This is a genomic window from Ensifer oleiphilus (assembly GCF_013371465.1).
Classification (GTDB): Bacteria; Pseudomonadota; Alphaproteobacteria; order Rhizobiales; family Rhizobiaceae; genus Ensifer; species Ensifer oleiphilus.
The window spans coordinates 403,509-427,887 of sequence record NZ_JABWDU010000002.1 but is presented as its reverse complement, the minus strand read 5'-3'; the positions used below and the strand labels follow the sequence as shown (position 1 = coordinate 427,887).

Below are 24,379 nucleotides of genomic sequence, written 5' to 3'. Positions count from 1 at the left end.
GCGCCATCCCCCCCACCCACTACGGCACAATACAAACGCGGGGGGGGCCCGACCCCCCCCCGCCCGCCGCGCCGGCGCACGCGGCTTTGACCGATCAGCTGATCGGAATACCCTTTGCGGCGCGGTAGGCCTGCACGTAGCCGCGCGCCACGGAGCGGACGGCACTGCCGATCTGGGTATAGGCATCGTCGTTGAGATTGGCGAAGGAGACGCGCGCCGACCAGTTCGGTGCGTCGAAGCCAGAACCGTTCAGGAGAACGATGCCGTAGTCTTCGGCGAGCCTGAAGGGAATGTCGAGCGGGTGGATATTCTCCTTCACCCAAGCGACGACATCTTCTCCGACATACTTGCGCAGCCAGAACTCGAAGTCGATGATGCCGTAATAGTGGTCGAAATAGATGCCGGGATTGGACTCGACGCCCATGCCTTCGATCAGGTTCCAGAACCGTTTCGTGCAGATGGCGATGCAAGCCTTCTGGTAGGCCTTCTCCACATCCATCAGCTCGACGAGGCCGAAGAGCGACATCATCATCTGCTGCGGCAGCGAGAGGCCGGCGGTGTGGTTGAGCGCCACATCGCGGCTGTCGGCGACGATGCGGTCGATGAACTTGATCTCGCGCGGCGTCGGCGTTAGCGCCTTGTAGCGCTTTTCAAGGAGCTGCTGGACCGGTTCGGGATGCGCCTTGATCTTTTCATCGAAGATGTTGTCCTGGGCGACCGCGATCACGCCGAGGCGCCAGCCGGTGCAGCCGAAATACTTCGAATAGGAATAGACACCGATGGTATTGCGCGGCAGATGTCCAAGCAGGGACTGGAAGCCTGGAACGAAGGTGCCGTAGACGTCATCCGTCAGAACGATCAGGTCGGGGCGCTTGTTGTTGACGAGGTCGACGATGCGCTTGATCGAGTCCGGGTCGAGCGCCACGGCGGACGGATTGCCGGGGTTCACCAGGAACAACGCCTTCACCTCGGGGTTTTCCAGCGCCTTGATATCCTCGTCGGTGAACTGGAAGCGGTCTTCCTGTTCGGCGCTGACGTTGATCGTCTTGAGTGCGTAGTCCTCCAGTTGTGGCATTTCGAGATAGGGCGTGAAGATCGGCGTGCCGAGTGCGATCGTGTCGCCGGCGTTGAGCAGGCGGGCGTTCTTCAGTGCCTTGAAGATGTAGCACATGGCGGCGGTGCCGCCTTCGACCGGGTAGAGGTCGAACTTCGCCTTCGGCCGGTGGCCGGCGCACATCGCCCACATCAGATATTCATGGGTGATGATCTCGTTGTGATGGAGCGCCCGGTCGGGCACCGGATAGTTGTCGCCGATCATGGAATCGGTGAGCTCGTGCACGAAGGCGTCCGGCTCGAAGTTGAAGGTGCGGATCGCGTATTCGACGGCGTCGGAAAGTGTCTTTGCCGGCAGTTCGCCCTCATCCTCCTCGTCCCAATCGCTGGCCGCCTGGAGCTGCTTCTTGATCCACTTCTGGAACCGTTGATGGGCCCCGTCGCGTGCCGGCATGCCCGCCACGCCCGCTTTCGGATCAAAGGAGGTGCGCTTGGCCTCGGTGACGGCGAACTGGCCAAGCAGGAAGAACGCTTCGCGCGCCCGGGTGGCCGTCCAGTTGGGATTGCCGCGCCCGGCATTGAGGAATGCCTTGGCGGATTTTTCGGCATTCGTCCTGGCAAGCTTGATCAGTTCGTCCTTGATCTCGAACGGGCTGAGATCGGAGATGCTGTCGTAGAATTTTCTGTCCAACATGAACCACACTCCCAATAAGCGAAATTCTCTGTGTCGCGGAACTAGGCTTTCAAATTCATGGCCCGCCTGACGGCGCCAGCATGATGACGATGACGAGACCGAAGATGGTCAGAAGCGTATTGCCGATGGCATAGGGCATGCCGTAGCCGAGCGCCGGTACCTTGCTCTTGGCGGCTTCCTGGATCATGCCCAGCGCCGCGGTCGTCGTGCGTACGCCGGCGCAGGCGCCAAACAGGATCGCCGGGTGGAAGCGGAAGACGTAGTGTCCGATCAGGACCGAAGCGATCATCGGCACGGACGTCGCGACGATGCCCCATATCAGCAGTGAGATGCCGACCTCCTGAAGGCCAGCGACAAAGCCGGGGCCCGCGCCGATGCCGACGACGGCGATGAAGATGTTGAGGCCAAGTGTATTCATCAGCCAGAGGGCCGGCGCCGGGATCGTGCCGAAGGCAGGGTAGGTGGAGCGAAGCCAGCCGAGAACGAGACCGGCAAGAAGCGCGCCGCCGGAGGTGGATAGGCCGATCGGTATGCCGCCGATCGTCAGCGTCAGGGCACCGACCATGGCCCCGAAGAAAAGCCCCCAGCCGAGGAAGGCAATGTCGGTGGTTTCGACCGGGCGATCGGCAAAGCCGAGTGCCTTGATCGCCGCTTCGACGTGTCTCCTTGCGCCGCCGATGGTGACGATATCGCCGCGTTCGACGGTCGTGCCGGGCAGGACCGGGATCTCGACCAGCGAGCGCACGATCTTGCGCGCATAGACGCCGCGCGCCCAATCTTCGGTGCTGACGTCGGCAAGTGTCCTGCCGGCAAGCGCCTTGTTGGTGACGTAGACGTCGAGGACCTCGGCTTCGGCGTTCAGCAGTTCCTTATCCTCGACCTCGACAAGCTTGGAATCCAGGTGTTCGACGAGCAGGGCGCGCCTGCCCGAGAAGGCGACGATGTCACCCGGCTGCAGCACGGTGTTGCCGTCCGCTTCGATGATCTGGTCGCCGCGCCGCAGCCGTTCGACGAAGACGCGGATGCCGGGCAGCAGGTTTCTGACCGGCGTGCCGGTGAGGCCGCTCGCCTCGTCGATGCGATAGGCCCTGAGGCCGAAATCGTGGTAGGCGCGGGTGATTCCGGGTTCGGTGCTGACGGTGCCGCCGCCGAGCTTTGCCTCATATTCCTTGCAGGCGGCCGGCAGATCGATGCCGAGAAGCCTTGGCCCGAGCTGCGCCAGGATGATCGCCGAGCCGATGGTGCCCCAGATATAGGTCACGGCATAGGCGATCGGAATCTGGTCTGTGTAGGTCTTGGCCTGTTCCGGGGTCATGCCCATCGCGTTGATCTGGTCGCTGGCAACCCCGATGGCCGCCGAAATCGTCTGCGAACCGGCATACATGCCGGCGCCATAGCCAAGCGGAAGGCCGGCGACGAGCGCGCAGAGATAGGGCACGATCAGGCACAGGACCAGAACCGAAAGGGCAAAGAGGATTTGCTTGGGGCCATCCGTGCTCAGTCCGCGCACGAACTGCGGGCCGACACCATAACCGACGGCAAACAGGAAAATCAGGAACAGGGTCGACTTCAGGTCGCCTGAAACCTGGATCCCCAACTGGCCGATGACGACACCCGCCAGCAGCGTGGCCGTGACGTTTCCCAGATTGAACCCGGCGATCTTGATCGGACCGATCACAAAGCCGATGCCGAGGGCCAGAAACACGGCGATGGGAGGATAGGTTCGCAGCGTGTCAACGAAGAAATCTATCGGGTTCACTGTCATCCCCTTCAGAAAGCTGGTTGCCGTTACTCACATTCGGGATTTCGCGGACAGGCTGAATGCTAAGTCGCATAAGACTACGGACATGAAGAAGTTCGGGGCGCAGCCGCCCGGAACGCGGGCGAACCCGGCGCAATTCGTTTCACGCCGGTGGGTGGCGCGATCACTTCCTTGAAAGCACATCACCGATTGTGCCAGTCTTCAAGTACGTAACAGTAACGGACGAGGTTACCGGCCGGCCGTTGCTCCGGCGAACACTGCGTCAAGGGGGGCTCGATGGCTCGTGCGACGCGGCATGGCAGAGGATGAGTTGCCGACGCCGTCGGCGAACGTTCAGGTCAGCAGTTCGAAGAGCAATTTCGGTGAACTCGCGAGGAAGGAGCCGGCAACGAAGCCGACGAAGCCGAGTGCAATCGCCCCCACCAAACCGTGCCGTTGCCAACTATTGCTTTACCGGCTGACGCCAAGGATTTTTCGGCTTGTATTTCGTAATGATATTACATAACAAGTCGACATGAAAGTTTGTCGCATGTTGATAGGCCCAAGCCGATCCGTCCCGCCGGTTGTCACCTCCGTCGAAGTGTGCGACGAAGGGCTTGATGGTGCTGCGAGCGCGACAATGCGCAAGCGGCTGAAAAGGGAACACGGAGCGGACGACCCAAATGGGGCCGAAACCGTGGCTGCCCCCGCAACTGTGAGCGGAAAGCGCATTCACACCCTGTCACTGGCATCAAGCCGGGAAGACGTGGATGCGCAGCGACCCGCGAGCCAGGAGACCTGCCATCGAACCGATCAACCACAACGGACGGGGTGTTCCGATGGAAAAGAACTGGTTTTTGCGCGACGGCCAGCCGTCATCATACCGCTTTGCCACATTCTCTCCGGACCAATCCGGCGGAGAAGAGATATGGCCGAACCGGCATCCCGACAGCATAAGATAACGGTCTGCACCGATTGCCGTTTTACTGGCGGTCCCTGCCGTCCGGGCGCGGATCTGATCCAGCGGCTGAACCGCAGCATTGCCGCCCTCGGCGCGCCGCTCGACCGGGATTTCTCCATTGCCGGCACGGTCTGCATGGCCGCCTGCACCCGGCCTTGCACCATCGCCTTCCAGGCCACGGGCAAGGCGACCTATCTCTTCGGCGATATCTTGCCCGATGAGGATATCGACGATCTCGTCACCTTCGCCACCACCTATGCCGGGCGGGGCGACGGCATGACGCGGGCGGCCGAGCGGCCGCGCGGGCTGAGCGCCAAGACGCTGGCGCGCATTCCGGCAGCGCTGCTCGTCTCCGAAGACATCGGCGGGCATTTCCAATGAGCGCGCAGCCAAGAATTGCGCGGGAAGGGACGAGCCGATGAGCTGCACCGCGACAGGGGCCGGCCTTCGTGTCCGCGCCCTGGATTGGGGCCCACGCCCGGACCTGCGGCTGGTTCGCGAGGTGGACTTTGCCATTGCGCCCGGCAGCCGGCTTGCCATTCTCGGCCCGAATGGCGCCGGCAAGACCTCGCTGCTGCGCTGCCTCTATCGTTCCGCACAGCCGACGGCGGGCTCGGTCGAGGTCGATGGTGTCGACATCTGGTCGATGACGGCGCGCGAGGTGGCCAGGATCATTGCCGTCGTCTTGCAGGAAATGCCGAGCGATTTCCCCTTCAGCGTGCGCGACGTAGTGATGATGGGCCGCATACCGAGGCGGGAAGGCATGAGTGGCTGGACGGCCAGGGATCGCGAGACGGTGGCGCATGCACTGGAGCATCTCGACCTTGCTCACCTGGCCGGACGGCAATTCTCGACACTTTCGGGTGGCGAGAAGCAGCGGGTGCTCATCGCCCGGGCGCTCGCCCAGCAGCCGCGCATCATCATCCTCGATGAGCCGACCAACCATCTCGATATCCGCCACCAGCTCGAAATCCTCGATCTGTTGCAGACACTGCAGCTGACGATCGTCACCACGCTGCACGACATCAACCTGGCTGCAGAATTTGCCACCGACGTGGCGATCCTGACGGAGGGCCGCATGGCGGCCTTCGGCGCGCCGGAAGACGTGCTCAACCCGCAGGCGCTTTCCGCCGCTTTCGGCGTTACCGCCACCGCCCACAGCAACGGCGTTTCGAACAGCGCTCGCTTTTCCTTCTCACTTACTCGACAGGAACTGATTTCATGAAGACCTTCATTGCTCATTCTGCCTTTGCCCTCATGGTCCTGGCGGCAACGCCGGCGCTTGCCTATCCCGTGACGGTCAAGAGCTGCAACCGCGACGTGACCTTCGATGCGGCGCCAAAGCGGGCCGTCTCCAACGACGTCAACCTCACCGAGATGATGCTGGCCCTAAAGCTGCAGGACCGCATGGTCGGTTATACCGGCGTTTCCGGATGGAAGACGCTGGATGAGAAGCTGCGCGAAGGCGTCCAGGCGCTGCCGGAGCTTTCGGAAAAGTATCCGACCAAGGAAGTGCTGCTCAATGCCGACGCCGATTTCTACTTTGCCGGCTGGAACTACGGCATGAAGGTGGGCGGCGAGGTGACGCCGGAAACGCTGGGGCCCTTCAAGGTCAACGTCTACGAGCTGACGGAATCCTGCATCCACATCATGGCCAAGGGCAAGCCGACGATGGACGACATGTTCGTCGATCTGCTCAATCTCGGCCTGATCTTCGGCGTCGAGGACCAGGCCAAGGCACTCGTCGACGGCTATCGCCGCGACCTCGACAAGATCGTCGCGAGCAACGGTGCGATCGAGCGCCCGACTCGCGTCTTCGTCTATGATTCCGGTGAGGAGAAGCCGTTCACATCAGGCCGGTTCGGCATCCCGACGGCGATGATCGAGGCGGCCGGCGGCGTCAACGTCATGGACGATGTCGAGAAGAGCTGGACGGAGATTTCCTGGGAGCCGGTGATCGACAAGAACCCCGAAGTGGTGGTGATCGTCAACTATGGCGAGGTGACCGCAGAGCAGAAGATCGCCTTCATGAAAAGCAATCCGGCCTTCAAGAACATCGATGCCGTCAAGAACGACCGCTTCGTGGTGCTCGACTATGTCGAGGCGACGCCGGGGCCGCGCAACATCGATGCCATCGCGCGTCTTGCCAAGGCCTTTCACGGGCAGGCGATGTAATGCGCCGGCGGCTGCATGATTGCTGAAACAGCCTTCGATAAGGGGCAAATCATGCAGCAAGTTTAGCGTGTCATGGTGTTTCCGGAGCGTTATGCCCGATGCGCCGCTCTCTGGCGAAGGCGTGCCTTGCGGCCCGCTTTCGTCCTTTCCTCTGCAATCTTGAACCTGGGACGGACTGTGAAGATCACGACCGCCTTTCTCGTGGCGCTGCTGCTTTTGTGCCTGACGATCACCGCTGCCGTCTCCTTGGGCTCTGCACCGATCCCGGTTTCGACCGTGTGGTCGATCATTGCCGCGAAGCTTTCGCCCGGCAGCGTCGAGGTCGCCTGGTCGGCCGGCCGCGAGAGCATCGTCTGGGACGTGCGCCTGCCGCGCGTCGTGCTCGCCGGGCTGGTGGGGGCGGGGCTGGCGCTGACCGGCGCCGTGCTTCAGCCCGTCACCCGCAATCCGCTCGCCGATCCGCACCTGCTCGGTGTGTCCTCCGGCGGCGCGCTCGGCGCCATCGTCGCGCTGCTGCACACCGGCCTCATCCTCGGCCTTGCCACGGTGCCGCTGTTTGCCTTTGCCGGCGCTCTGCTCGCGACAGCACTTGTGGCGCTCGTGACGCGGGTGCTCGGCACCAACGCCGACAGGCTGGTGCTGTCGGGTGTTGCCGTTGCCTTCACTTTGACGTCGATCGGCAACCTGATGATTTTCCTCGGCGACCCCCGGGCGGTGCACACGGTGATTTTCTGGATGCTCGGCGGCCTTGGGTTGGCGCAATGGCCGCATCTCGTCTACCCCGCCGTGGTGCTGACGGCCTGCCTTGGCTACCTCACGCTTCGGGCGCGCGAGATCAACGCGCTTGCCATGGGTGACGAGACGGCAACGACGCTCGGAATTCCCGTTCGCCGGTTCCGCCTTGTCCTTTTTGTCGTCACGGCGCTTCTGACCGGCGTCATGGTCGCCTTCTCCGGTGCGATCGGCTTCGTCGGGCTGATGGTGCCGCATTTCGTGCGGCTGTTTGCCGGCAGCGACAATGTCCGGGTCATCCCGCTTTCCGCCTTTGTCGGTGCGCTGGTATTGATATGGGCGGACCTCTTTTCCCGCGTCGTCATGGCGCCAGAGGACATGCCGATCGGCGTCATTACCGGGCTTGTCGGCGGTATTGCCTTTATTGCCATTCTGAAACAGCGCAAGTTGGTATAAAGCTCGCGGCATGGACACGAAGCGATTGCGGCCTAATTCTGCGATCTCGATCCCAGGGGCAAAAGATTTTTGTCCCCGGGGCAATCGACCCATTGCGCACGACGAGGAGCGAATGACGTATCAAGCCGAGGCCTGCACCCCTGACGAAGTGCTGAAATTCTGGTTCGAGGAACTGTCGCTCGACCATTGGTTCAAGCCTTCCCGCGAGCTGGACGAGCGTTGTTACCATCGGTTTCAGTCTTCGCATCTCGCCCTTGCTCGCGAGATCGGCGACGTCTGGCGGGCGACGCCGGAAAACCGGCTGGCGGCGATCGTGCTTCTCGATCAGCTGCCGCGCAACATGTATCGTGGGACGCCGCTTGCCTTTGCGACTGACGGACTGGCGCTCCGGGAAGCCAAGCTCGCCGTCGGCGCTGGCGCCGACATGTCGGTGAAGCCGGAATGGCGGGCATTCTTCTATATGCCCTTCGAGCACTCCGAGAACCTGACGGACCAGACCATGGCGGTGAAGCTTTTCACCGAACTTGGCGATCCCATGTATATCGACTATGCGATCCGGCACCGCGAGGTGATCGAGACTTATGGCCGCTTTCCGCACCGAAACGCCTTCGTCGGGCGAACGTCGACGGCAGCGGAACTCGCCTATCTGGCGCAGCCGGGCTCGGGTTTCTGACGGTTTTACGGGGTGTGAAGGCATGTTTTACCGTGTCTTTGCATCTTTCCGCCGTCTTTCGTATTCAAACCGCATGGTGACGACTGCCCGGGGCGATTCCGTATCGGGATGAGGTTGGGCTTTTGAGGGTTTTGAAATTGCGTTTCGTGGGAAAGTTGCTCGCTGTTTCCGTCTGCCTGCTGTCGCTGGCCGGTGCCGGCGCCGTCGTGGCGCAAACTGCAAAGCCGGCACAGACGACGACGCAACCAGCCCAGACGCCCGCGCAAGCCCCGGCCCAGACCAACAATCAACCTGCCCAGGGCACTCAGCCTGCCCAAGGCGGCGCCCAGCCCGCCCAGAGCACGCAGCCCGCCGCCGACGGCAAAGCGCAGCCTGCCCCGAATGGGCAGCAACCCGCGGGTGGTACGGCGCAGCCGGCCCAGAACGCTGCGTCCCCCACGCAGGACGCCGCCCAGGCGAATGACGCGACCATTGCGGCCGATGCCGGGCAGAGCCAGACGGCCGAGCAGTTGGCGACGGCCGGCAAGGAGCTCAAGCGGCTGAAGGAACTCGTCGGCAAGGCCAGCGACGACGACATCGCGCTTGCCGAACTCAAGGTTCAGGTCGATGCCGTCGCCAAGCAGATCATCTCGACCTCGATTGCCACGCGCCCGCGGCTGGACGAGATCAAGGCCCGGCTGACCGAACTCGGTGATCCGCCGGGCGAGGGGCAGCCGCCCGAGGCCGACATCGTTACCGCGGAGCGCAAGCGGCTGCTGGCCGAGCGCGGCGAGATCAATGCACTGACGGGGGAGGCCGAAAGCCTTTCCGTCCAGGCGACGAAACTGTCGAACGGTATCACCGCCACCCGGCGCGCGCTGTTTTCCAACACGCTGTTGAAGAACACCGATGTGTCTTTCGAGATGTTCGATGAAGCGTTGACGGCGACCATCAACGAAACCAAGGTGCTGTCGCGCAGCACGATGAGTTGGCTGACCTTCGTCTGGAACTACAAGCGGGTTCCCTTGCTGACGGCGCTTTTCCTGTCGATCTGTGCCGCACTCGTCTTCCTCGTCGGTAGCAACCGGCTGTTTTCGCCCTATATCCATCACGACAAGTCCGATGAAGAGCCGAGCTATTTCCGGCGCCTGTCGGTTGCCTTCTGGTCGACCTTCATACCGACCATTTCGATGGGCGCCTTTGCGCTGTCGAGCTTCTTCTTCATGCACAGTTTCAACGTGCTGCGGTCCGATATCACACCGATCATCGCAATCGCGCTCGCCGTAACCGTTGTCGGGTTCTTCGTCACGACGCTCGCCAACGCGGTGCTGTCGCCGTCGGATTCCCGCTGGCGGCTGGTGCGTGTGTCCGATCGTGGCGCCAACGTCCTCTTGATCACCATCTTCGCCATGGCTCTGGTCAACGGGCTGGACTTCCTATTCGGCGGCATCAGCGAGTCGCTCGGCTCGCCGGTGGTGCTGACGGTGGTGAAGAGCTTCATCGCTTCGGTCGTCATCGGCCTGATCATCATTGCTTCTGCCTGGATCAAGCCGACCCTCAAGAAGGATGAGCCCTTCGATGCGCCGGGCCGCCCCTGGCCGCGCATTGTGTCTATCGGGCTGATCCTGACCGGCGCGTCGCTGATCATCGCAGCCGCAGCCGGCTATGTCGGTCTTTCCCGTTTCATCGCCACGCAGATCATCATCACCGGCGCCATTCTGGTGATGATGTATATCGGCTTCCTCACCGGCAAGGCGGTTTCGCGCCAGGGCGCCTTCGCCGAAACCGCAGCCGGACGTTACCTCGAGCGCCGCTACAAGCTGGAGCAGGTCGGTCTCGACCAGGTCGGACTGGTGGCGGGCCTCAGCATCTACGCGCTGGTGGCGCTGTTCTTCATTCCGCTGATCCTTCTGCAATGGGGCTTCCAGGTCGCCGACATCGAGTCCTGGACCTATCGCGCCGTCACCGAGATCAAGATAGGCACCATCACCATCTCGCTCATGGGCATCATGGCGGGCATCCTGTTCTTCATTCTCGGTTACATTGTCACCCGCTGGGTACAGCGCTGGATCGACGGCAACATCATGGCGCGCAGCCGGGTGGATGCGGGCGTCAGAAACTCGATCCGCACCGGCATCGGCTATGTCGGCGTCGGGCTTGCGTGCCTGATCGGCCTTTCGGCGGCGGGCATCGATCTTTCCAACCTTGCGCTTGTCGCCGGTGCCCTCTCGCTCGGCGTCGGTTTCGGCCTGCAGAACATCGTTTCGAACTTCGTCTCGGGGCTGATCCTTCTGGTCGAGCGTCCCTTCAAGGTCGGCGACTGGATCGTCAGCGGCACGACCGAAGGCTTCGTCAAGCGCATCTCGGTGCGCGCCACCGAGATCGAGACCTTCCAGCACCAGTCGATCATGATGCCGAACTCGCTGCTGATCAACGCGTCGGTCGGCAACTGGACGCACCGCAACAAGCTCGGTCGCTCGGAGATCGCCGTCACCGTCACCTATGCCAGCGAACCGCGCCGGATCATGGATCTGCTCGCCGAGATCGCCGGCGCCCACCCGATGGTGCTGAAGAACCCGTCGCCGACCGTCGGCTTCACCGCCTTTGGCGAGGACCGGATGACCTTCGAGCTCAGGATTTACGTGGCCGATGTCCTGACGGGTGGCGGCGTGCGCAACGACCTGCGTGTCGCCATCTACGAGCGTTTCCGTGACGAAGGCATCGGTGCGCCGTTCCCGCTGAAGATCGAGGATGTTCCGGTCGAGGACCAGACCGGTATCGAGAGCCACGAGCCGGAGACGGTGGGCGAGCCCAAGGGCGCGACGTCGGCCGATGCGCGTGCCGCCGCCGCGAAGAAGGAAGCGGCTTCTGCAGCCCCGCTCGACGAGGAAAATGAAGAGGAAGGCGGCAAGCGCCGCGCTTCCAGCCGGCGCTCAAACCCCAACCGCTGATAAACGGAGCGTTCAGCCGCTATTCAGCCTGACCGCGATAAAAAGCATGCAATTCTTCTTTTGACGGTCTAGGCTGTCACGGGCTGAAGAGGTGGCCGGAGCCACCGTCGCTTATCCGACGGGGCGGCCGGCTGTGCAAAAGGGCGGCGCCGCGGGCGTCGATGGGCGATGAAGACATTTGTGATTGCTTTGCTTTCCGGTGTGCTTGCGGCAGGGGCGGTATCGGCCGCGACTGTCACGAACAAGGATGGCGAGACTGCTGTTCTGGTTGTCGTCGAGGGCGAAAGCCGCATGGAAGTGGCGATCAGTTCAGGTGCTACCGAGATGATCTGCCCCAGCGGCTGCTTCGTCACCACGCCGAGCGGCGACCGCATCGGCTTGCAGGGCGACGAGAATGTCGAGATCGTCAACGGCTCGGCGATCGTCAAGTAAGCGCAGCTCTTCAAAACGGAATTCGAAGCGGCGTCGGCATCTCCCGGCGCCGTTTTTCCGTTTGGGACCATCGTTGCCAGACGTGCCGATGGGGCGACCCGCCGGCCGCATGCAGCCCTTCGACGCGCTGTAAGCAGAAAAGGTTAGGGCGCGCTAATCCCATTTGGCAATTGAATGAAATGCAGCCGTGGCCCGTTAATTCGGGGACAGCCCCGTAACGCGGTTTCGTGCGGAACGGGTGTCGCAGGTGCGGGCAGACCGCATTGACAGCGCCGCCCACGGGCCGCACCCTGCTGAAACCAGGCAGGCATGCGGCGGGGCCCAAACGACTTTCGACGGCATAACTCCTCAAGGCGGAATCGAATTGAGGGGAAATGTATGCAGCAAGCTTGAGGTGGTACGGCGTCCTTAGCGCGTCCTGTGATGCGCGGCGCTGGAGGGACATGCACCGGCATGTCCGGAGGGGATGACATGCAATGCCTTCGCATGGTCATGACGATCTTCCTGGTGCTGACGTGTTCGCAGGCGCTTGCCGAAAAGCGCGTGGCGCTGGTCATCGGCAATTCGGCCTACCAGCATGTGCCGCAGTTGCCGAACCCCGACAATGATGCCGGCGACATGGCGGGAAAGCTGAAGGATCTCGGCTTCGAGGTCGTTGTCGGCCGCGACCTCGACCTTGCCGGTGTGCGCAAGACCATTCGCGATTTCGTCGGCAAGCTCGATGGCGCCGATCTCGCGCTGTTCTACTATGCCGGCCATGGCTTGCAGGTGAACGGCGAGAACTACATCGCCCCGGTCGATGCCAAGCTTCTCTCCTATATCGACCTCGAATTTGAGGCGGTACCGATGAACCTGATCCTTTCGGCGATGGAACGCGAGACCCGCGTCAACCTGGTGTTCCTCGATGCCTGCCGCGACAATCCGCTGGCCGTCAATCTCGCCCGTTCGATGGGCACGCGCTCCAGCTCGATCGGCCGGGGGCTGGCAAAGGTCGGCACCGGGATCGGCTCGCTGATCGCCTTTGCCACCCAGCCCGGCAACGTCGCCCTCGACGGCGCCGGGCGCAACTCGCCGTTTACGGCCGCGCTCCTTCGTCACCTCGGCAAGCCCGGTCGCGACATCACCCGCGAACTGATCGACGTGCGCCGCGATGTGCTGGAGGCGACGGATGGCAAGCAGGTGCCCTGGGACAATTCCTCGCTGACGGGCGAGGTGGTGTTGAACCCGTCGACGGCACAGGGGGCCGCTGTGTCGACCGGCATCACCAGGGAGAGCAATGCCGCCGAGCTTGCCTATTGGGATACGATCAAGGGCTCGAGCGATCGCGATCTGTTCGACGCCTATCTGCAGCAATATCCCGCCGGCGCCTTCGTTTCGCTGGCGAAGGCAAAGATCAGGATCATCGAGCGCGCGGCAGCCGATGAGGCGGCAAGACCGCAAACGCCGGCGACCGACGGCCTTCCTGCCGCAACCGAGCAGGTGGCGGCGCTGACGCAGCCGCAGGCAAGCGAAAACCAGGCGCTGGAAACCGTCGAGCCGAACCGCGAGCTGGTGCGCTCGATCCAGAAGGAGCTCAACCGGGTCGGCTGCCGCGCCGGCAGCGAGGATGGGCTCTGGGGGCTGGGCAGCCGGCGGGCACTGGAGCAGTTTGTGAGGCTCACCAAGATCGAGCTTGCGGCACTCGAACCCTCCGATGGCGTGCTGGAGCGCTTGCGGACGCAGAAGGCGCGGATCTGCCCGCTTGTCTGTTCGCGAAACCAGGAGGCAAAGGACGGCCGCTGCGTCGCGATCCGGCACGAGGCGAGGCTGCCTCAACCGGGCGAAACCCAGGGCACCGCCAAGGCACCGGCGAAGAGCACCAGCACGCGGACGATCACGCCGCCGGCGGAGTTGCAGAAGAAAAGTTTTTCCGGCTGCCCTGCCAATGCGGATGTGGCTTTTCGGCAAATGTTTTCCCGCGGCTCGGGCCGGGGAAGGACGACGATCACCGCCACGCATTCCTGCGGCCGCGCCTTTGCCTGCCACCGGGCGGCGAGGGGCTCGCCGTGGGACTGCGGCTGGCGGTGACCGTATCGTGGAAGCTGTCATGTCGCCAGAGGCGCGAGTGGACTGGTGGAAACGCTCCATCTCCTGGTTCGCGGGCCGACACAAGAACAGATCCGGAGGGAGGAGGGCTATCCATGGAAGACGACTTTCCAGCATTGCGCCCTGGCGAGGCGGCGCCTGCCTTCTCGCTGGACGCCGCCAACGCCGAGGGGGCGGTTTCGCTTGCAGACCTGCGCGGCCGGCCGTTCCTTATCGGGCTCTTTCGCGGGCTGCATTGCCCGTTCTGCCGGCGTCAGCTGCGGCAGTTCTCGGCACTCCAGCCGGCGTTGAGCGAAGCGGGCGTCGAAACGCTTGCCGTGATCAACACGCCGGTCGAGCGGGCTCGTCTCTATCTCCGGTTTCAACCGACGCCGGTCACGGTGCTGTGCGATCCCGAGTGCCGCACGCACCACGACTTTGGCGTGCCGCTCGCCGGCTTTGCTCCGGCCGATAGCACTCAAAAGCCGCAATGGCCCTTACACACCAGTGTCGAGCAGTTTGCCGCGGCCCGCATCAATCCGGGCGGCGAGTTGGCGGAGCCGGCGCAGCCGATGAAGGCCAATGACCTGCTCAATGCCATAGATGGCTTCGAACTGCATGACATCGACCGATCCATCTCCGAGAAGTACGGCACCCAACTCGTCGGCCATTTCCTTGTCGATCGATCGGGCTGCATCGCCTGGGCCGAGATGGAGGCGCGCGACGGGCCGGAGGGCCTCGGGACCTTTCCGACAGCCGAGCGGATCATCGCTGCCGCAAGGGAGGTTGCGGCTTCTGCCGCCAAGTAGGGGCTACGACGATGGAGACCGATCGGCATTCCGGGGCTTGATTTTACCGTGGCAATGGCAACGATCGCCCGGATGTCAAAAAGCCGGTCGCCGCCAGAGGATGCCCCGATGAAACTGCAACTGATCCGCAACGCAACGCTGAAGCTCGACTATGCCGGTCGCACCGTGCTGATCGATCCCTATTTCGCGCCGAAACACAGCCTGCCTTCCTTCGCCAACCTGTCCGAAAATCCTGTGGTCGAGCTGCCTGTGTCGATCGACGAGATACTCGACGGCGTCGAGCTGGTGATCGTTTCGCACCTGCATTCGGACCATTTCGACGATGTCGCCAAGGAGCACTTGGCGAAGGACCTGCCGATCTTCTGCCAGCCTGGCGACGAAGGGGAGATCCGGGCGGCGGGGTTCACCGATGTCACACCACTTGCCGATCGGGCCACCTGGCAGGGGCTGACGCTGACGCGGCGCGAAGGCAGCCACGGCCTTGGGCCGGTCGTCGAGCTGATGGGCTCTGTCATGGGCTTTACGCTTGAAGCCGAGGGCGAGCCATCGATCTACTGGGCCGGCGACACCGTGCTCTACCCGCCGGTCGCAGATGTGATCGCCGGGACGTCGCCCGACATCATCGTCACCCATTCCTGCGGCGCACGCTGGGACGGCGACCTGATCGTCATGGATGCGCAGGAAACCGTTGCCGTCTGCGAGGCATCCGGCGATGCGGTGGTCGTTGCCACCCACATGGAAGCGCTCGACCATGCAACGATCAGCAGGCGGGACCTGCGCGAGGCCGCCGAGGCGCGCGGCATTTCCGCGACGAAGCTGCGGATCCCTGTCGATGGCGAGGTGCTTATCCTGGACAGGCCGTCGGAGTAGAGAGACCGGCCACCTGCAGCGCCATGCGTCAAATATGCCGCGCAAAGGACGCTGCAGACGTCGACCATGCTGCACGAATTCATCCCTAACCCGGATCCGATTTAAGGAATTGCGCAGGAGAGGCCGGTCTCCTTGTCTCAGTACTGGTCGTGGCGGCGCACCCATTCCATCGGGTAGTTCAAGCCGTCCTCGTCGCGGCCCTTGGGCACGAGGTCGAGAAAATGGTAGGCGCCGTTCAACATCTCGACGCCGCGCGAGTAGCAGGAATAGGTGTGGAACACCTCGTTCTCGTCGTTCCTGAAGAACACGCTGATGCCCACCTGTTCGGAGACGGTGCTCGGCTGGATCTTGTAGTTGTAGAAGGCTTCGCCCTTGGCGAGCTGTTCGGGCGTGCGGGATGCCTGATAGTCGAAGTTGAAGTCGCTGCCAAGGGATGACACCCACGGGAAGCTCCAGCCCATACGCCTTCTGTAGGCCTCGATCTTTTCGAGCGGCGTGCGCGAAACGGCCGTGAACGTCACGTCGCGATGATTGAGATGCACCGGGATGCCGTTGAAGTTATCGGCCCAGAACGAGCAATGCTTGCACCCTTCCTGCCAGTCTGGGGCCAGCATGAAGTGGTAGACGATCAGCTGCGAGCGCCCGTCGAAGAGATCAGCGAGCGACAGCGTGCCAGCCGGCCCTTCGAACCGGTAGGATTTTTCCACGCGCTCCCACGGCATTTGCATGCGGCGACGGGTCAGCGCCTCCCGTTGCCTCGCAAATTCCTTTTCGGCGGCAAGCAGGTCCAGGCGCGCTTTCAGCCACGCCTCGGGTGAAACGATTTCGTTCTGCATCGGTTCTCTCCTTGGGGTTGAGATGTTTGTCCGGTGGCAACAGTCCGGGCTCATGGCCGATGGGCAGAGTTTTGCCGTCCGGCGATGAGCCGCAGCCACGGCCCGAAATGGAAGGCGCTCATCAGCGCGTACATCGCCGCCATTCCCGTCAGCGGCGAGGAGACCGAGGTCGTGCAGAGCATTTCGGGCTCGCCCGCACCCGAAATGCCGGTGAGAAGTGCCATGAGCGCGAAGGTCGGGCTTGCCAGGAGGCAGAGCCGGTCGGCCGCACCAAGTGCGATCGTTCTTGCCCACCCTTCAATCGGTCCGGTTCTGTGCGTCGGCATTTTCGGCTATCCATTCGTTGGTCGGTCTTGCAGGGTGTTGCTGGTCTGCGGTTAACAGCTAGCGCCGGATGCCGAGCGGGCGGGAGTTACAAGTTTGACGGGATTACGATGGACTCGCTGATCACGGCTGCAGCGCGGGCGCTGGCGGCGGGCGATCCGCTCGGCGCGCTGAAACGCGTGGCCCTTCGCGAGGACGCGCCGGCGCTGGCGCTGCGCGGGATTGCGATGGCGCAGCTCGGCGATTTCACGCGCGCAAAAGCTCTGCTGAAAAGTGCTGCGCGCGCGTTCGGGCCGAAAGAGGCGGTGGCGCGGGCGCGGTGTGTCGTGGCCGAAGCCGAGATTGCGCTCGTCTCGCGCGACCTCGGCTGGCCCGAAAGGGCGCTCGAGACGGCACGGGTGACGCTCGATATCCATGGAGACAGCGTCAACGCCGCTCACGCGCGCAATCTGCAGGTTCGCCGTCTGGCGCTGATCGGCCGCCTCGATGAAGCGGAGCGGGCGCTTGCCGGCTTTGACCCGGCGCTGTTGCCGCCGCTCGTGCGTGCCGGCCACGCTCTGATCGTTGCCGGTATCGCCATCAGGCGCTTGCAGACAAAGGTGGCGCGCGCCGCCCTTGCACAGGCGCATGAGGTCGCGCGTGAAGCCGGCATTCCGGCACTGACCGCCGAAGTCGAGAGCGCCCTTCTTGCGCTCACAATGCCGGCTGCGCGCTTGATTGTTCGCAATGAGGAGAGGGCGCTGCTGCTCGACGAGGTCGAGGCATTGCTCGCTTCCGGCGCACTGGTCATCGATGCATGCCGTCATGTCGTGCGGGCCGGCGAAAAGGCGGTATCGCTCGCGACGCGCCCGGTTCTCTTTACGCTCGCAAGGACGCTGGCCGAAGCCTGGCCCGGCGACGCTTCCAGGGAGGCGCTTCTTGCTACTGCCTTCCGGGCGCGGCACGCCGATGAATCGCACCGGGCGCGGCTGCGCGTCGAAATCGGGCGGCTCCGGGCCGAACTCAGGGATGTGGCGGAGGTGAGGGCGACCGCGCGCGGCTTTGCCCTTGTGCCGGTCGGCAGCCGCGAGGTTTGCGTGCTGGCGCCGCCAGCCGAAGGGCAGCACGGTGCCGTTCTTGCTTTGCTTGCAGATGGCGAGGCGTGGGCGAGTTCGGCGCTGGCGATTGCGCTCGGCGCGAGCGCGCGCACGGTCCAGCGTGCCCTTGACGCGCTCTGCACGGCTGGCAAAGTGCTGCCGATCGGGCAAGGCCGTGCGCGCCGCTGGATGACGCCGCCGGTGCCGGGTTTCCCGACAGTGTTGTTACTCCCCGGTCCGCTGCCCAGCGATTAGGATGGAAAGATGAAACGAGCCGCTGCCGAAATCCTGCGCGAATACGGGCCCTTTGCCGACGCCGACCAGGTGCATGGCGTAACCTTCGACGGTTGCCACGTCTGGTTTGCCACCGGGGACAGATTGAATGCCCTCGACCCGGAAAGCGGCGAGACGGTGCGCTCCATCGACGTTGCCGCGCATGCGGGCACCGCTTTCGACGGGCAACACCTGTTCCAGATCGCCGAGGATTGCATCCAGAAGATCGACCCGAAGACGGGCCGCGTGCTTTCGACGATCCCGGCGCCGGGCAATGGCGGCGACTCCGGCCTTGCCTGGGCCGAAGGCACGCTCTGGGTGGGGCAGCATCGGGGCCGAAAGATCCATCAGATCGACCCCGAGACCGGCGCCATCCTGCGCACGATCGAATCCAACCGCGTCGTCACCGGCGTCACCTGGGTCGATGGCGACCTTTGGCACGGCACCTGGGAGGGGGACGACAGCGACATCAGGCGCATCGATCCGCAAACAGGCGAGGTGCTGGAGAGGCTCGACATGCCGACCGGCATGGGCGTGTCCGGGCTTGAGGCCGATGGAGGCGACCGCTTCTTTTGCGGCGGTGGCGCAAGCGGCAAGGTCAGGGCCATCCGTCGGCCGAAACGGGCAGCTCAACCCGGCCGCGGCACCGGCGGCAAGTAGCTCAGATTCACGTTACGCCGTTCGCGTGCCACTGGCAGGCATGCCTCTGGCAGCACGCCTGCATCAGGGTATGGCGAAAATGCTGATCTCGTTGGTGATGCCGCGCAGGGTGACGTTGTGGGTCATCGGGTTGAGGCCGCGGTCACTCAGTAGGCCGGCGGCGGCCGGATGTTTCAGCACAGCGCTTGTGGCGAAGATTTCCTGGGCGGTGGCGAGGTGCTGCACCCGCGAGGCGATGTTGACCGTCTGGCCGAAATAGTCCTGCCGCTCGTTGAGGCTGACGGCGATGCAGGGGCCCTCGTGGATCCCGATCTTCAGCAACAGGTCCTCGCTGCTGCGTTCGTCATTGAGCTTTCGCATCGCGTCGCGCATCCGCATGGCTGCTGCAATGGCGCGGTCGGGTGTCGGGAAGGTCGCCATCACGGCGTCGCCGATGGTCTTGACGACGGCGCCTGCTTCGGCGGCAACGATCTCGTTGAGCACGCTGAAATGGGTCTTGACCAGGTCGAAGGCGGCGAGGTCGCCGACGCGCTCGTAAAGCTCGGTCGAGCCACGCAGATCGGTGAAGAGAAACGTCAGGCTGGTGATTTTCAGGCGCTGGTCGACGTCGATCGTATCGGTGCGGTAGATGTCGCGGAAGGTCTGGTTGGAGAGCAGCCGCTTGGCGGTCAGGAAGGGCCGGCGGCGCCCGAGCAGCGCGTGCAGCGCTTCGCCGGCTATACAGACGCTCGGCAGGGTGCGGACCTCCGAATGGTTTTCCACCTGGATGCGTAGCGGTCCGGGCTGCAGGCTGATGGTCTCGCTGTGCCGGTGGGTGCGGTCGAACACCAGGGAGAGGTTGCGTCTTTCCTTCGTCGGCTCTCCCGAGACGTCGAGGAACTGTGCTGCGTGGGTCACCGGTTCGAAGATGATCACGAACTCGGCCGGAAGCTGCAGCGCGATGACAGCCTTTTCGCCCGGCGGCAATTCGAGGGTCTCCAGCACGAAGTCCTCGACCATCTCCTCGTAGTGATCGTCCGGCAGGTCGACGCCGGAGCCCCAGTAAATCTGGCGGAAATACTCGGCGGCCGACAATTCGTGCGGATTGTGGGCCTCGATGTGGCGGACGCGCGGGCTGACGGTGAACGTCACCTCGATCATCTCATCCAGCGTCGGCTCGTAGCCGGCGGCGCAGAGCGCGCAGGTATAGGCTTCGCTCTGCACGGTTTTCAGCGACGTGTTGGCGTCGAGCACGCCTCCGCAGCCCGGACACAGCACATTCCAGGACAGTTCGAACAGGCCGAGACGGGACGCATGCAGGAAACCGGCGATGGTCTTTTCCTCGTCGAGCCGGTGCTCGGCGGCAAAGGCGAGCGCATTGATGCGGCCGAGCTTGCGGTCGGGCGCCTCGCGGACCTGCCGCTCGAGGGCATCGACGAAGCTGGGTGTCGCCGACTGGCGAAGCACATCGAAAAGGGCCTGGGTTTCGCTCATGCCGGCATCATATACCGAAACGGGCACCGGGGTCAGGGAATTGTCCCGTTGGCCGAATGTTGGCCATTGCGGCGCGATCGGCATTCCACCCATGGCCATCCGTGACAAAAGGGCTCGGCGTCTTTGACGCCGGGCCCAGCAATGCTCTCTTCAGCTTCTCAGCGGTTCAATTGCCGCCATTGGACCTCAGGCTTTCCTCGATCTTGGTGAGGTTGAACGAACCGGGGCTCTGGCTCGGCGGGAATTCCTTCATCGTCAGCAGGAATTGTGCCGCCAGCGCCTGGATCGGGACCAGCACGAAGGCGCGGTCGAGGAACCAGTCGTTGTAGACGTTGGCGTTGTGCTGCGCCCGTTCGAACGGGTCGCGACGCAGGTTGAACAACAGCGGCACGCGCAGTTCGGTGAAGGGCTCGCGCCAGACGCCGAAGGCTTCGCCGCGGTTTTCCAGGAACACGACCTTCCAGTCGTCATAACGTGCGGCCACCACCTGGCCGTCGTCGTTGACGTACCAGAACTCGTGACGCGGCGACGTGTCGATCTTGCCGGAGAGGTAGTCGAGCTGGTTGTAGCCGTCGATGTAGTTCTTGTACTGGCGGCCGTTCAATTCGACGGTATTCTTCAGCTTCTCCTTGATCTCGAGATCGCCGGCGATCGCGGCGAAGGTCGGCAGCCAGTCCTCATGCGAGACGATGCCGTTCAGCGTCTTGCCGGCGGGGAAGTGGCCGGGCCAGCGTATGAAGGCCGGTACACGATAGGCGCCTTCCCAGTTGGAGTTCTTCTCGCTGCGGAACGGGGTGGTGCCGGCATCCGGCCAGGTGTTGTAGTGCGGGCCGTTGTCGGTGGAATACATCACCACCGTATCGTCGGCGATGCCGAGATCCTCAAGCAGCTTCAAGAGTTGGCCGACATGCATGTCGTGCTCGACCATGCCGTCGTGATACTCGTCGCCGCTTGGGCCGGAGATGCCGGTATGCTCCGCTTTGACATGGGTGCGGAAGTGCATGCGCGAGCCGTTCCACCAGACGAAGAAGGGTTTGCCCGCCTGGTTCTGCCGCGTGATGAAGTCCTTGGCGGCGGCAATGGTCTCATCGTCGATGGTTTCCATGCGCTTCTTGGTCAGCGGTCCGGTATCTTCGATCTTCTGGGTGCCATCGGCATTGGCAAAGCAATGCAGCACGCCGCGCGGGCCGAACTTGTCGATGAACTTCTGGCCATCGGCCAGCACCAGGTCCTTCGGATAGTCTCGGTTTTCCGGCTCCTCTTCGGCGTTCAGGTGGTAGAGATTGCCGAGGAATTCGTCGAAGCCGTGCATGGTCGGCAGGTGTTCGTCGCGGTCGCCCTGGTGGTTCTTGCCGAACTGGCCGGTGGCATAACCTTGGCTCTTCAGCACAGTCGCCATGGTGGCGTCGGTCTTCTGCCAGCCCTGGGCGGCACCGGGCAGGCCGACCTTGGTCATGCCGGTGCGCACCGGCACGTTGCCGCCGATGAAGGCGGCACGTCCTGCCGTGCAGCTCTGCTGCGCGTAGTAGTCGGTGAAGGCCAGGCCTTCCTTGGCGACACGGTCGATGTTCGGCGTTTCGTAGCCCATCATGCCGCGGTTGTTGTGGCTGATGTTCCAGGTGCCGATGTCGTCGCCCCAGATCACCAGAATGTTGGGCTTGGCGGCAGACCCCGACGTGCTCGCCTGGGCGCGTGCCGGTTTGACGCCGGCGGTCGAAACCATTGCGGTGGCGGCTGCCGCAAGGGCTGTGCCGCCGAGCAGAACGCTGCGTCGGCTGAGGCCGTTTTTCTGCAGCTCAGGACTGCTGTCGATGTCTTCCTGCGGCGTGGATGCAATATCATCGTTCACTGGGCTTCTCCTGTTGGAATGACGTCGGTGAGGCGCTCGGCACTTGCGGCCGTTCTGCTCGCCTGATCATGCGAGTTGCGGAAAAATGCGCACCGAACCCCAGACGCGGAAAGCCGCGCGAGGACGGCATTGTGATGCCACCTGATATCGCCGGACATTTTCGTGCATTTGTAGCGGAAGGATAGTTGGACCAAGGGCCAACTAGTCAAAGGCCCATAGATCACGGGCGGCCAGAAGGGCGCTACAGCCATGGGGGCGGGATTACCGCTGACGAACAAGCCCAATTGTGGTAGGAAGTCACTATTCTAATTGAGTTATTTGAAATACAACTCCATAGTGTCCCGTGTGAATAAGGAGCAACGAAGCGTTTGCATCTCGCTCCATCAAGACGCCATCGCATTCAGTGAGAGTTCGCCCGACGCCGAAACAGTTCCTCTGCATTGAAGAAGGTGCCTGAACAGCATGGGATCTCGATGCCGACTTGCGGTCGCGACGCTTCTGTTTCTCGTCTTTGCGCCGGCGTTGGCGGTTGCTGCTTCTCCACAACGAATTCTTGTCGTCTATGAGAACGAAAGCACCTTGTTCGCGGTGGTCGAAGTCGCGGCCGGTTTGCGCGAGCAACTGGAGGCAAGCGCGCCGGGGCATATCGAGATCTATACAGAATATCTCGATATCGTCCGTTTCCCGTCTGCCGATCGCCGCAAGCAGCTCTCCGACGATCTGGTCGCGAAGTATCGGGACATGCGTCTCGATGCCGTGCTTGCCGTCGGGCCGGGGGCGTTGCGTTTCCTTCTGGAGCGGCGCGACCGCCTGGCAAGCGGCGTGCCCATCGTCTTCGGCGCCATCCGGGATCTGTCCGCGTTTCAACCGCTGCCAGCGGACGTGAAAGGCATCGTCAACCGCTTTGACGTGAGCAAGACACTGCAACTGTCAAGACAGCTTCAGCCGCAGGCGAAAAAGGCGGTCGTCCTGTCCGGCTCCTCCGCCTTCGACCGAAACTGGCAGGCGACGGCCCGCGCAGCCCTTGGCGATCACCATGCCGGTCTCGACGTCGAGTACCTGTCCGGCTTCACGCTCGACGGCTTCAAGCAGGCAGCAGGGGCGCTTCCCGCCGACGCGGTTCTGCTGATATTGACCGTTTTCGAGGATGCAGCAGGGCAGAAATTCGTTCCGCGCGACGCGAGCGTCGCGATTGCCAAAGCCTCCAGCGTCCCGGTCTACACCGTCTACAGTTCCTATTTCGGGTCAAACGTGCTGGCCGGCTATGTCGGCACCTTCGAGATGATCGGAAGACAGATGGCGGATCTGGCGCTCCGGGTGCTGAAGGGCGACATATCCTTTCCCCAGACGATCGCTGCAAAAGAGACCAACATGGTGGATTGGCGCGAAGTCCAGCGTTGGCGCATCGATCGCGACACGATCCCCGAGGGAACCCGGATCCTGAACTACGAGCCGACGGCCTGGGAGCGCTATCGCCTGCCGATCCTTCTCGCGTCGTCGGTGATCGCGGCGCAGATGCTCACCATTGGCGCCCTCCTGTTCCAAAACCGGCGCAGCCGAAGGCTGGAGGAGGTGCTGTCCACCGAGCGGCTCGAGCTCGCGCATCTGTCGCGCCGGTCGCAACTCGGCGAACTCTCCGGCGCGCTCGCCCATGAACTGGCGCAGCCGCTCACCTCCATTCTCGCCAATGCCGAGGCCGGCCAGCGGCTCGCCATGGAAGATGCGTTCGATCGCAACGAGGTCAAGGAAATCTTTGACGACATCATTGCCGACGACAAACGCGCCGCTTCGGTCATGGCGCAATTGCGCAGCATGATGCTGAAGGGCGATGCCTCGCTGGAGGTTCTCGACCTCAACGAGGCCGTGCGCACGACGGTGACGCTGGCAAACGCCGAACTCATGGCCCGACGCACCGAGGTGACCGTGATCGAAAGCCCTGACGAGGCGCGCGTGAAGGCAAATCTGGTGCAGCTGCAGCAGGTGATCCTCAACCTGCTCCTGAACGCAGCCGATGCTATGGAGACGATGCCGTCCAGGCAGCGAAAGGTTGAAATCAGCGTGCGCCGGCGCGAAGATGGCACCCGTGAACTGGCCGTCTCCGACAGGGGGCCGGGCGTTCCGCCGGAGATGCGCAACGAAGTGTTCAAGCCGTTCGTCAGCACCAAGAAGACCGGGCTCGGTCTTGGGCTTGCGATCTGCCGGTCGATCATCGAGGCGCAAGGCGGGAAACTGTTCTTCGACGACAGCGTTGTGCGCGGCGCGCGCGCCGTGATCGCATTGCCTGCGGCTTAGAGGTGG

At 63.2% G+C, this 24,379-nt stretch carries 19 protein-coding genes and 1 riboswitch; of the genes, 13 read left to right on the top strand and 6 right to left on the bottom strand.

What is annotated here, in order from left to right:
- Positions 1–94: 94 nt before the first annotated feature.
- Both HT585_RS08740 and aspT read right to left on the bottom strand, forming a co-directional pair.
- On the bottom strand, positions 95–1,747 hold the full coding sequence (locus HT585_RS08740; RefSeq protein WP_176352543.1) for a bifunctional aspartate transaminase/aspartate 4-decarboxylase: 1,653 nt from the start codon (positions 1,745–1,747) through the stop codon (positions 95–97).
- Between the two features lie 55 nt (positions 1,748–1,802).
- Positions 1,803–3,506, bottom strand: coding sequence for an aspartate-alanine antiporter (gene aspT, locus HT585_RS08735; protein WP_343213947.1), 1,704 nt, complete (start codon positions 3,504–3,506; stop codon positions 1,803–1,805).
- A gap of 586 nt (positions 3,507–4,092) precedes the next feature.
- Positions 4,093–4,308: riboswitch (cobalamin riboswitch) on the top strand.
- Between the two features lie 108 nt (positions 4,309–4,416).
- On the opposite strand from aspT, the gene HT585_RS08730 reads away from it, so the two are divergent.
- From HT585_RS08730 to HT585_RS08685, 10 genes are all read left to right on the top strand, one after another.
- Positions 4,417–4,830 carry a DUF1636 family protein gene (locus HT585_RS08730; protein ID WP_176352541.1) on the top strand — a complete coding sequence of 138 codons (414 nt, stop codon included), beginning with the start codon at positions 4,417–4,419 and terminating at the stop codon, positions 4,828–4,830.
- Positions 4,831–4,867: 37 nt separating this feature from the next.
- Entirely contained in the window at positions 4,868–5,674 is an 807-nt protein-coding gene (locus HT585_RS08725) for an ABC transporter ATP-binding protein (protein ID WP_176352540.1), read from the top strand.
- Complete coding sequence (locus tag HT585_RS08720; protein ID WP_176352539.1) at positions 5,671–6,624, top strand: ABC transporter substrate-binding protein; 954 nt, start codon at positions 5,671–5,673, stop codon at positions 6,622–6,624. Before HT585_RS08725 ends, HT585_RS08720 begins: the two co-directional genes overlap by 4 nt.
- 177 nt (positions 6,625–6,801) lie before the next feature.
- On the top strand, positions 6,802–7,812 hold the full coding sequence (locus HT585_RS08715) for a FecCD family ABC transporter permease (RefSeq protein WP_343213946.1): 1,011 nt from the start codon (positions 6,802–6,804) through the stop codon (positions 7,810–7,812).
- A gap of 112 nt (positions 7,813–7,924) precedes the next feature.
- Positions 7,925–8,485 carry a DUF924 family protein gene (locus HT585_RS08710; RefSeq protein WP_176352537.1) on the top strand — a complete coding sequence of 187 codons (561 nt, stop codon included), beginning with the start codon at positions 7,925–7,927 and terminating at the stop codon, positions 8,483–8,485.
- Positions 8,486–8,568: 83 nt separating this feature from the next.
- Positions 8,569–11,415, top strand: a complete 2,847-nt coding sequence (locus HT585_RS08705; protein WP_343213966.1) for a mechanosensitive ion channel domain-containing protein — start codon at positions 8,569–8,571, stop codon at positions 11,413–11,415.
- Between the two features lie 168 nt (positions 11,416–11,583).
- Complete coding sequence (locus HT585_RS08700; protein ID WP_176352535.1) at positions 11,584–11,847, top strand: hypothetical protein; 264 nt, start codon at positions 11,584–11,586, stop codon at positions 11,845–11,847.
- Between the two features lie 471 nt (positions 11,848–12,318).
- Positions 12,319–13,914: a caspase family protein gene (locus HT585_RS08695; RefSeq protein WP_246707605.1), complete on the top strand. Its 1,596-nt coding sequence runs from the start codon at positions 12,319–12,321 to the stop codon at positions 13,912–13,914.
- A gap of 113 nt (positions 13,915–14,027) precedes the next feature.
- Positions 14,028–14,720 carry a redoxin domain-containing protein gene (locus HT585_RS08690; RefSeq protein WP_176352534.1) on the top strand — a complete coding sequence of 231 codons (693 nt, stop codon included), beginning with the start codon at positions 14,028–14,030 and terminating at the stop codon, positions 14,718–14,720.
- 108 nt (positions 14,721–14,828) lie between these two features.
- A complete protein-coding gene (locus tag HT585_RS08685; protein ID WP_176352533.1) occupies positions 14,829–15,590 on the top strand; it encodes an MBL fold metallo-hydrolase in 762 nt (253 codons plus the stop codon).
- Positions 15,591–15,727: 137 nt separating this feature from the next.
- Here the strand turns inward: HT585_RS08685 and HT585_RS08680 are convergent, their stop codons facing one another.
- Together HT585_RS08680 and HT585_RS08675 are read right to left on the bottom strand one after the other, a co-directional pair.
- Positions 15,728–16,426 (bottom strand): DUF899 domain-containing protein, encoded by a 699-nt coding sequence (locus HT585_RS08680; protein WP_176352532.1) that lies wholly within the window; start codon positions 16,424–16,426, stop codon positions 15,728–15,730.
- A gap of 50 nt (positions 16,427–16,476) precedes the next feature.
- Positions 16,477–16,752, bottom strand: a complete 276-nt coding sequence (locus tag HT585_RS08675) for a hypothetical protein (protein ID WP_176352531.1) — start codon at positions 16,750–16,752, stop codon at positions 16,477–16,479.
- Positions 16,753–16,860: 108 nt separating this feature from the next.
- Between HT585_RS08675 and HT585_RS08670 the strand changes: the two genes are divergently transcribed.
- On the top strand, positions 16,861–18,081 hold the full coding sequence (locus HT585_RS08670; protein WP_176352530.1) for a helix-turn-helix domain-containing protein: 1,221 nt from the start codon (positions 16,861–16,863) through the stop codon (positions 18,079–18,081).
- A gap of 9 nt (positions 18,082–18,090) precedes the next feature.
- The gene (locus HT585_RS08665) at positions 18,091–18,759 is read left to right on the top strand and encodes a Vgb family protein (protein ID WP_176352529.1); all 669 of its coding nucleotides are present in this window, start codon (positions 18,091–18,093) and stop codon (positions 18,757–18,759) included.
- 63 nt (positions 18,760–18,822) lie between these two features.
- On the opposite strand, the gene HT585_RS08660 is transcribed toward HT585_RS08665, so the two are convergent.
- Complete coding sequence (locus tag HT585_RS08660; protein WP_176352528.1) at positions 18,823–20,232, bottom strand: adenylate/guanylate cyclase domain-containing protein; 1,410 nt, start codon at positions 20,230–20,232, stop codon at positions 18,823–18,825.
- Between the two features lie 166 nt (positions 20,233–20,398).
- On the bottom strand, positions 20,399–21,955 hold the full coding sequence (locus HT585_RS08655) for an arylsulfatase (protein WP_176353240.1): 1,557 nt from the start codon (positions 21,953–21,955) through the stop codon (positions 20,399–20,401).
- Positions 21,956–22,543: 588 nt separating this feature from the next.
- Here HT585_RS08655 and HT585_RS08650 point away from each other — a divergent pair.
- Entirely contained in the window at positions 22,544–24,373 is a 1,830-nt protein-coding gene (locus tag HT585_RS08650; protein ID WP_176352527.1) for a sensor histidine kinase, read from the top strand.
- Positions 24,374–24,379: the final 6 nt, after the last annotated feature.

Bases quoted from the DNA above. Each gene is read 5' to 3' on its own strand.
- HT585_RS08690 (WP_176352534.1), top strand. From the start codon at position 14,028: ATGGAAGACGACTTTCCAGCATTGCGCCCTGGCGAGGCGGCGCCTGCC.
- HT585_RS08720 (WP_176352539.1), top strand. From the start codon at position 5,671: ATGAAGACCTTCATTGCTCATTCTGCCTTTGCCCTCATGGTCCTGGCG.
- HT585_RS08740 (WP_176352543.1), bottom strand. From the start codon at position 1,747: ATGTTGGACAGAAAATTCTACGACAGCATCTCCGATCTCAGCCCGTTC.
- HT585_RS08725 (WP_176352540.1), top strand. From the start codon at position 4,868: ATGAGCTGCACCGCGACAGGGGCCGGCCTTCGTGTCCGCGCCCTGGAT.
- HT585_RS08710 (WP_176352537.1), top strand. From the start codon at position 7,925: ATGACGTATCAAGCCGAGGCCTGCACCCCTGACGAAGTGCTGAAATTC.
- HT585_RS08695 (WP_246707605.1), top strand. From the start codon at position 12,319: ATGCAATGCCTTCGCATGGTCATGACGATCTTCCTGGTGCTGACGTGT.
- HT585_RS08680 (WP_176352532.1), bottom strand. From the start codon at position 16,426: ATGCAGAACGAAATCGTTTCACCCGAGGCGTGGCTGAAAGCGCGCCTG.
- HT585_RS08730 (WP_176352541.1), top strand. From the start codon at position 4,417: ATGGCCGAACCGGCATCCCGACAGCATAAGATAACGGTCTGCACCGAT.
- HT585_RS08655 (WP_176353240.1), bottom strand. From the start codon at position 21,955: ATGGTTTCGACCGCCGGCGTCAAACCGGCACGCGCCCAGGCGAGCACG.
- HT585_RS08685 (WP_176352533.1), top strand. From the start codon at position 14,829: ATGAAACTGCAACTGATCCGCAACGCAACGCTGAAGCTCGACTATGCC.
- HT585_RS08675 (WP_176352531.1), bottom strand. From the start codon at position 16,752: ATGCCGACGCACAGAACCGGACCGATTGAAGGGTGGGCAAGAACGATC.
- HT585_RS08650 (WP_176352527.1), top strand. From the start codon at position 22,544: ATGGGATCTCGATGCCGACTTGCGGTCGCGACGCTTCTGTTTCTCGTC.
- HT585_RS08670 (WP_176352530.1), top strand. From the start codon at position 16,861: ATGGACTCGCTGATCACGGCTGCAGCGCGGGCGCTGGCGGCGGGCGAT.
- HT585_RS08665 (WP_176352529.1), top strand. From the start codon at position 18,091: ATGAAACGAGCCGCTGCCGAAATCCTGCGCGAATACGGGCCCTTTGCC.
- HT585_RS08660 (WP_176352528.1), bottom strand. From the start codon at position 20,232: ATGAGCGAAACCCAGGCCCTTTTCGATGTGCTTCGCCAGTCGGCGACA.
- HT585_RS08700 (WP_176352535.1), top strand. From the start codon at position 11,584: ATGAAGACATTTGTGATTGCTTTGCTTTCCGGTGTGCTTGCGGCAGGG.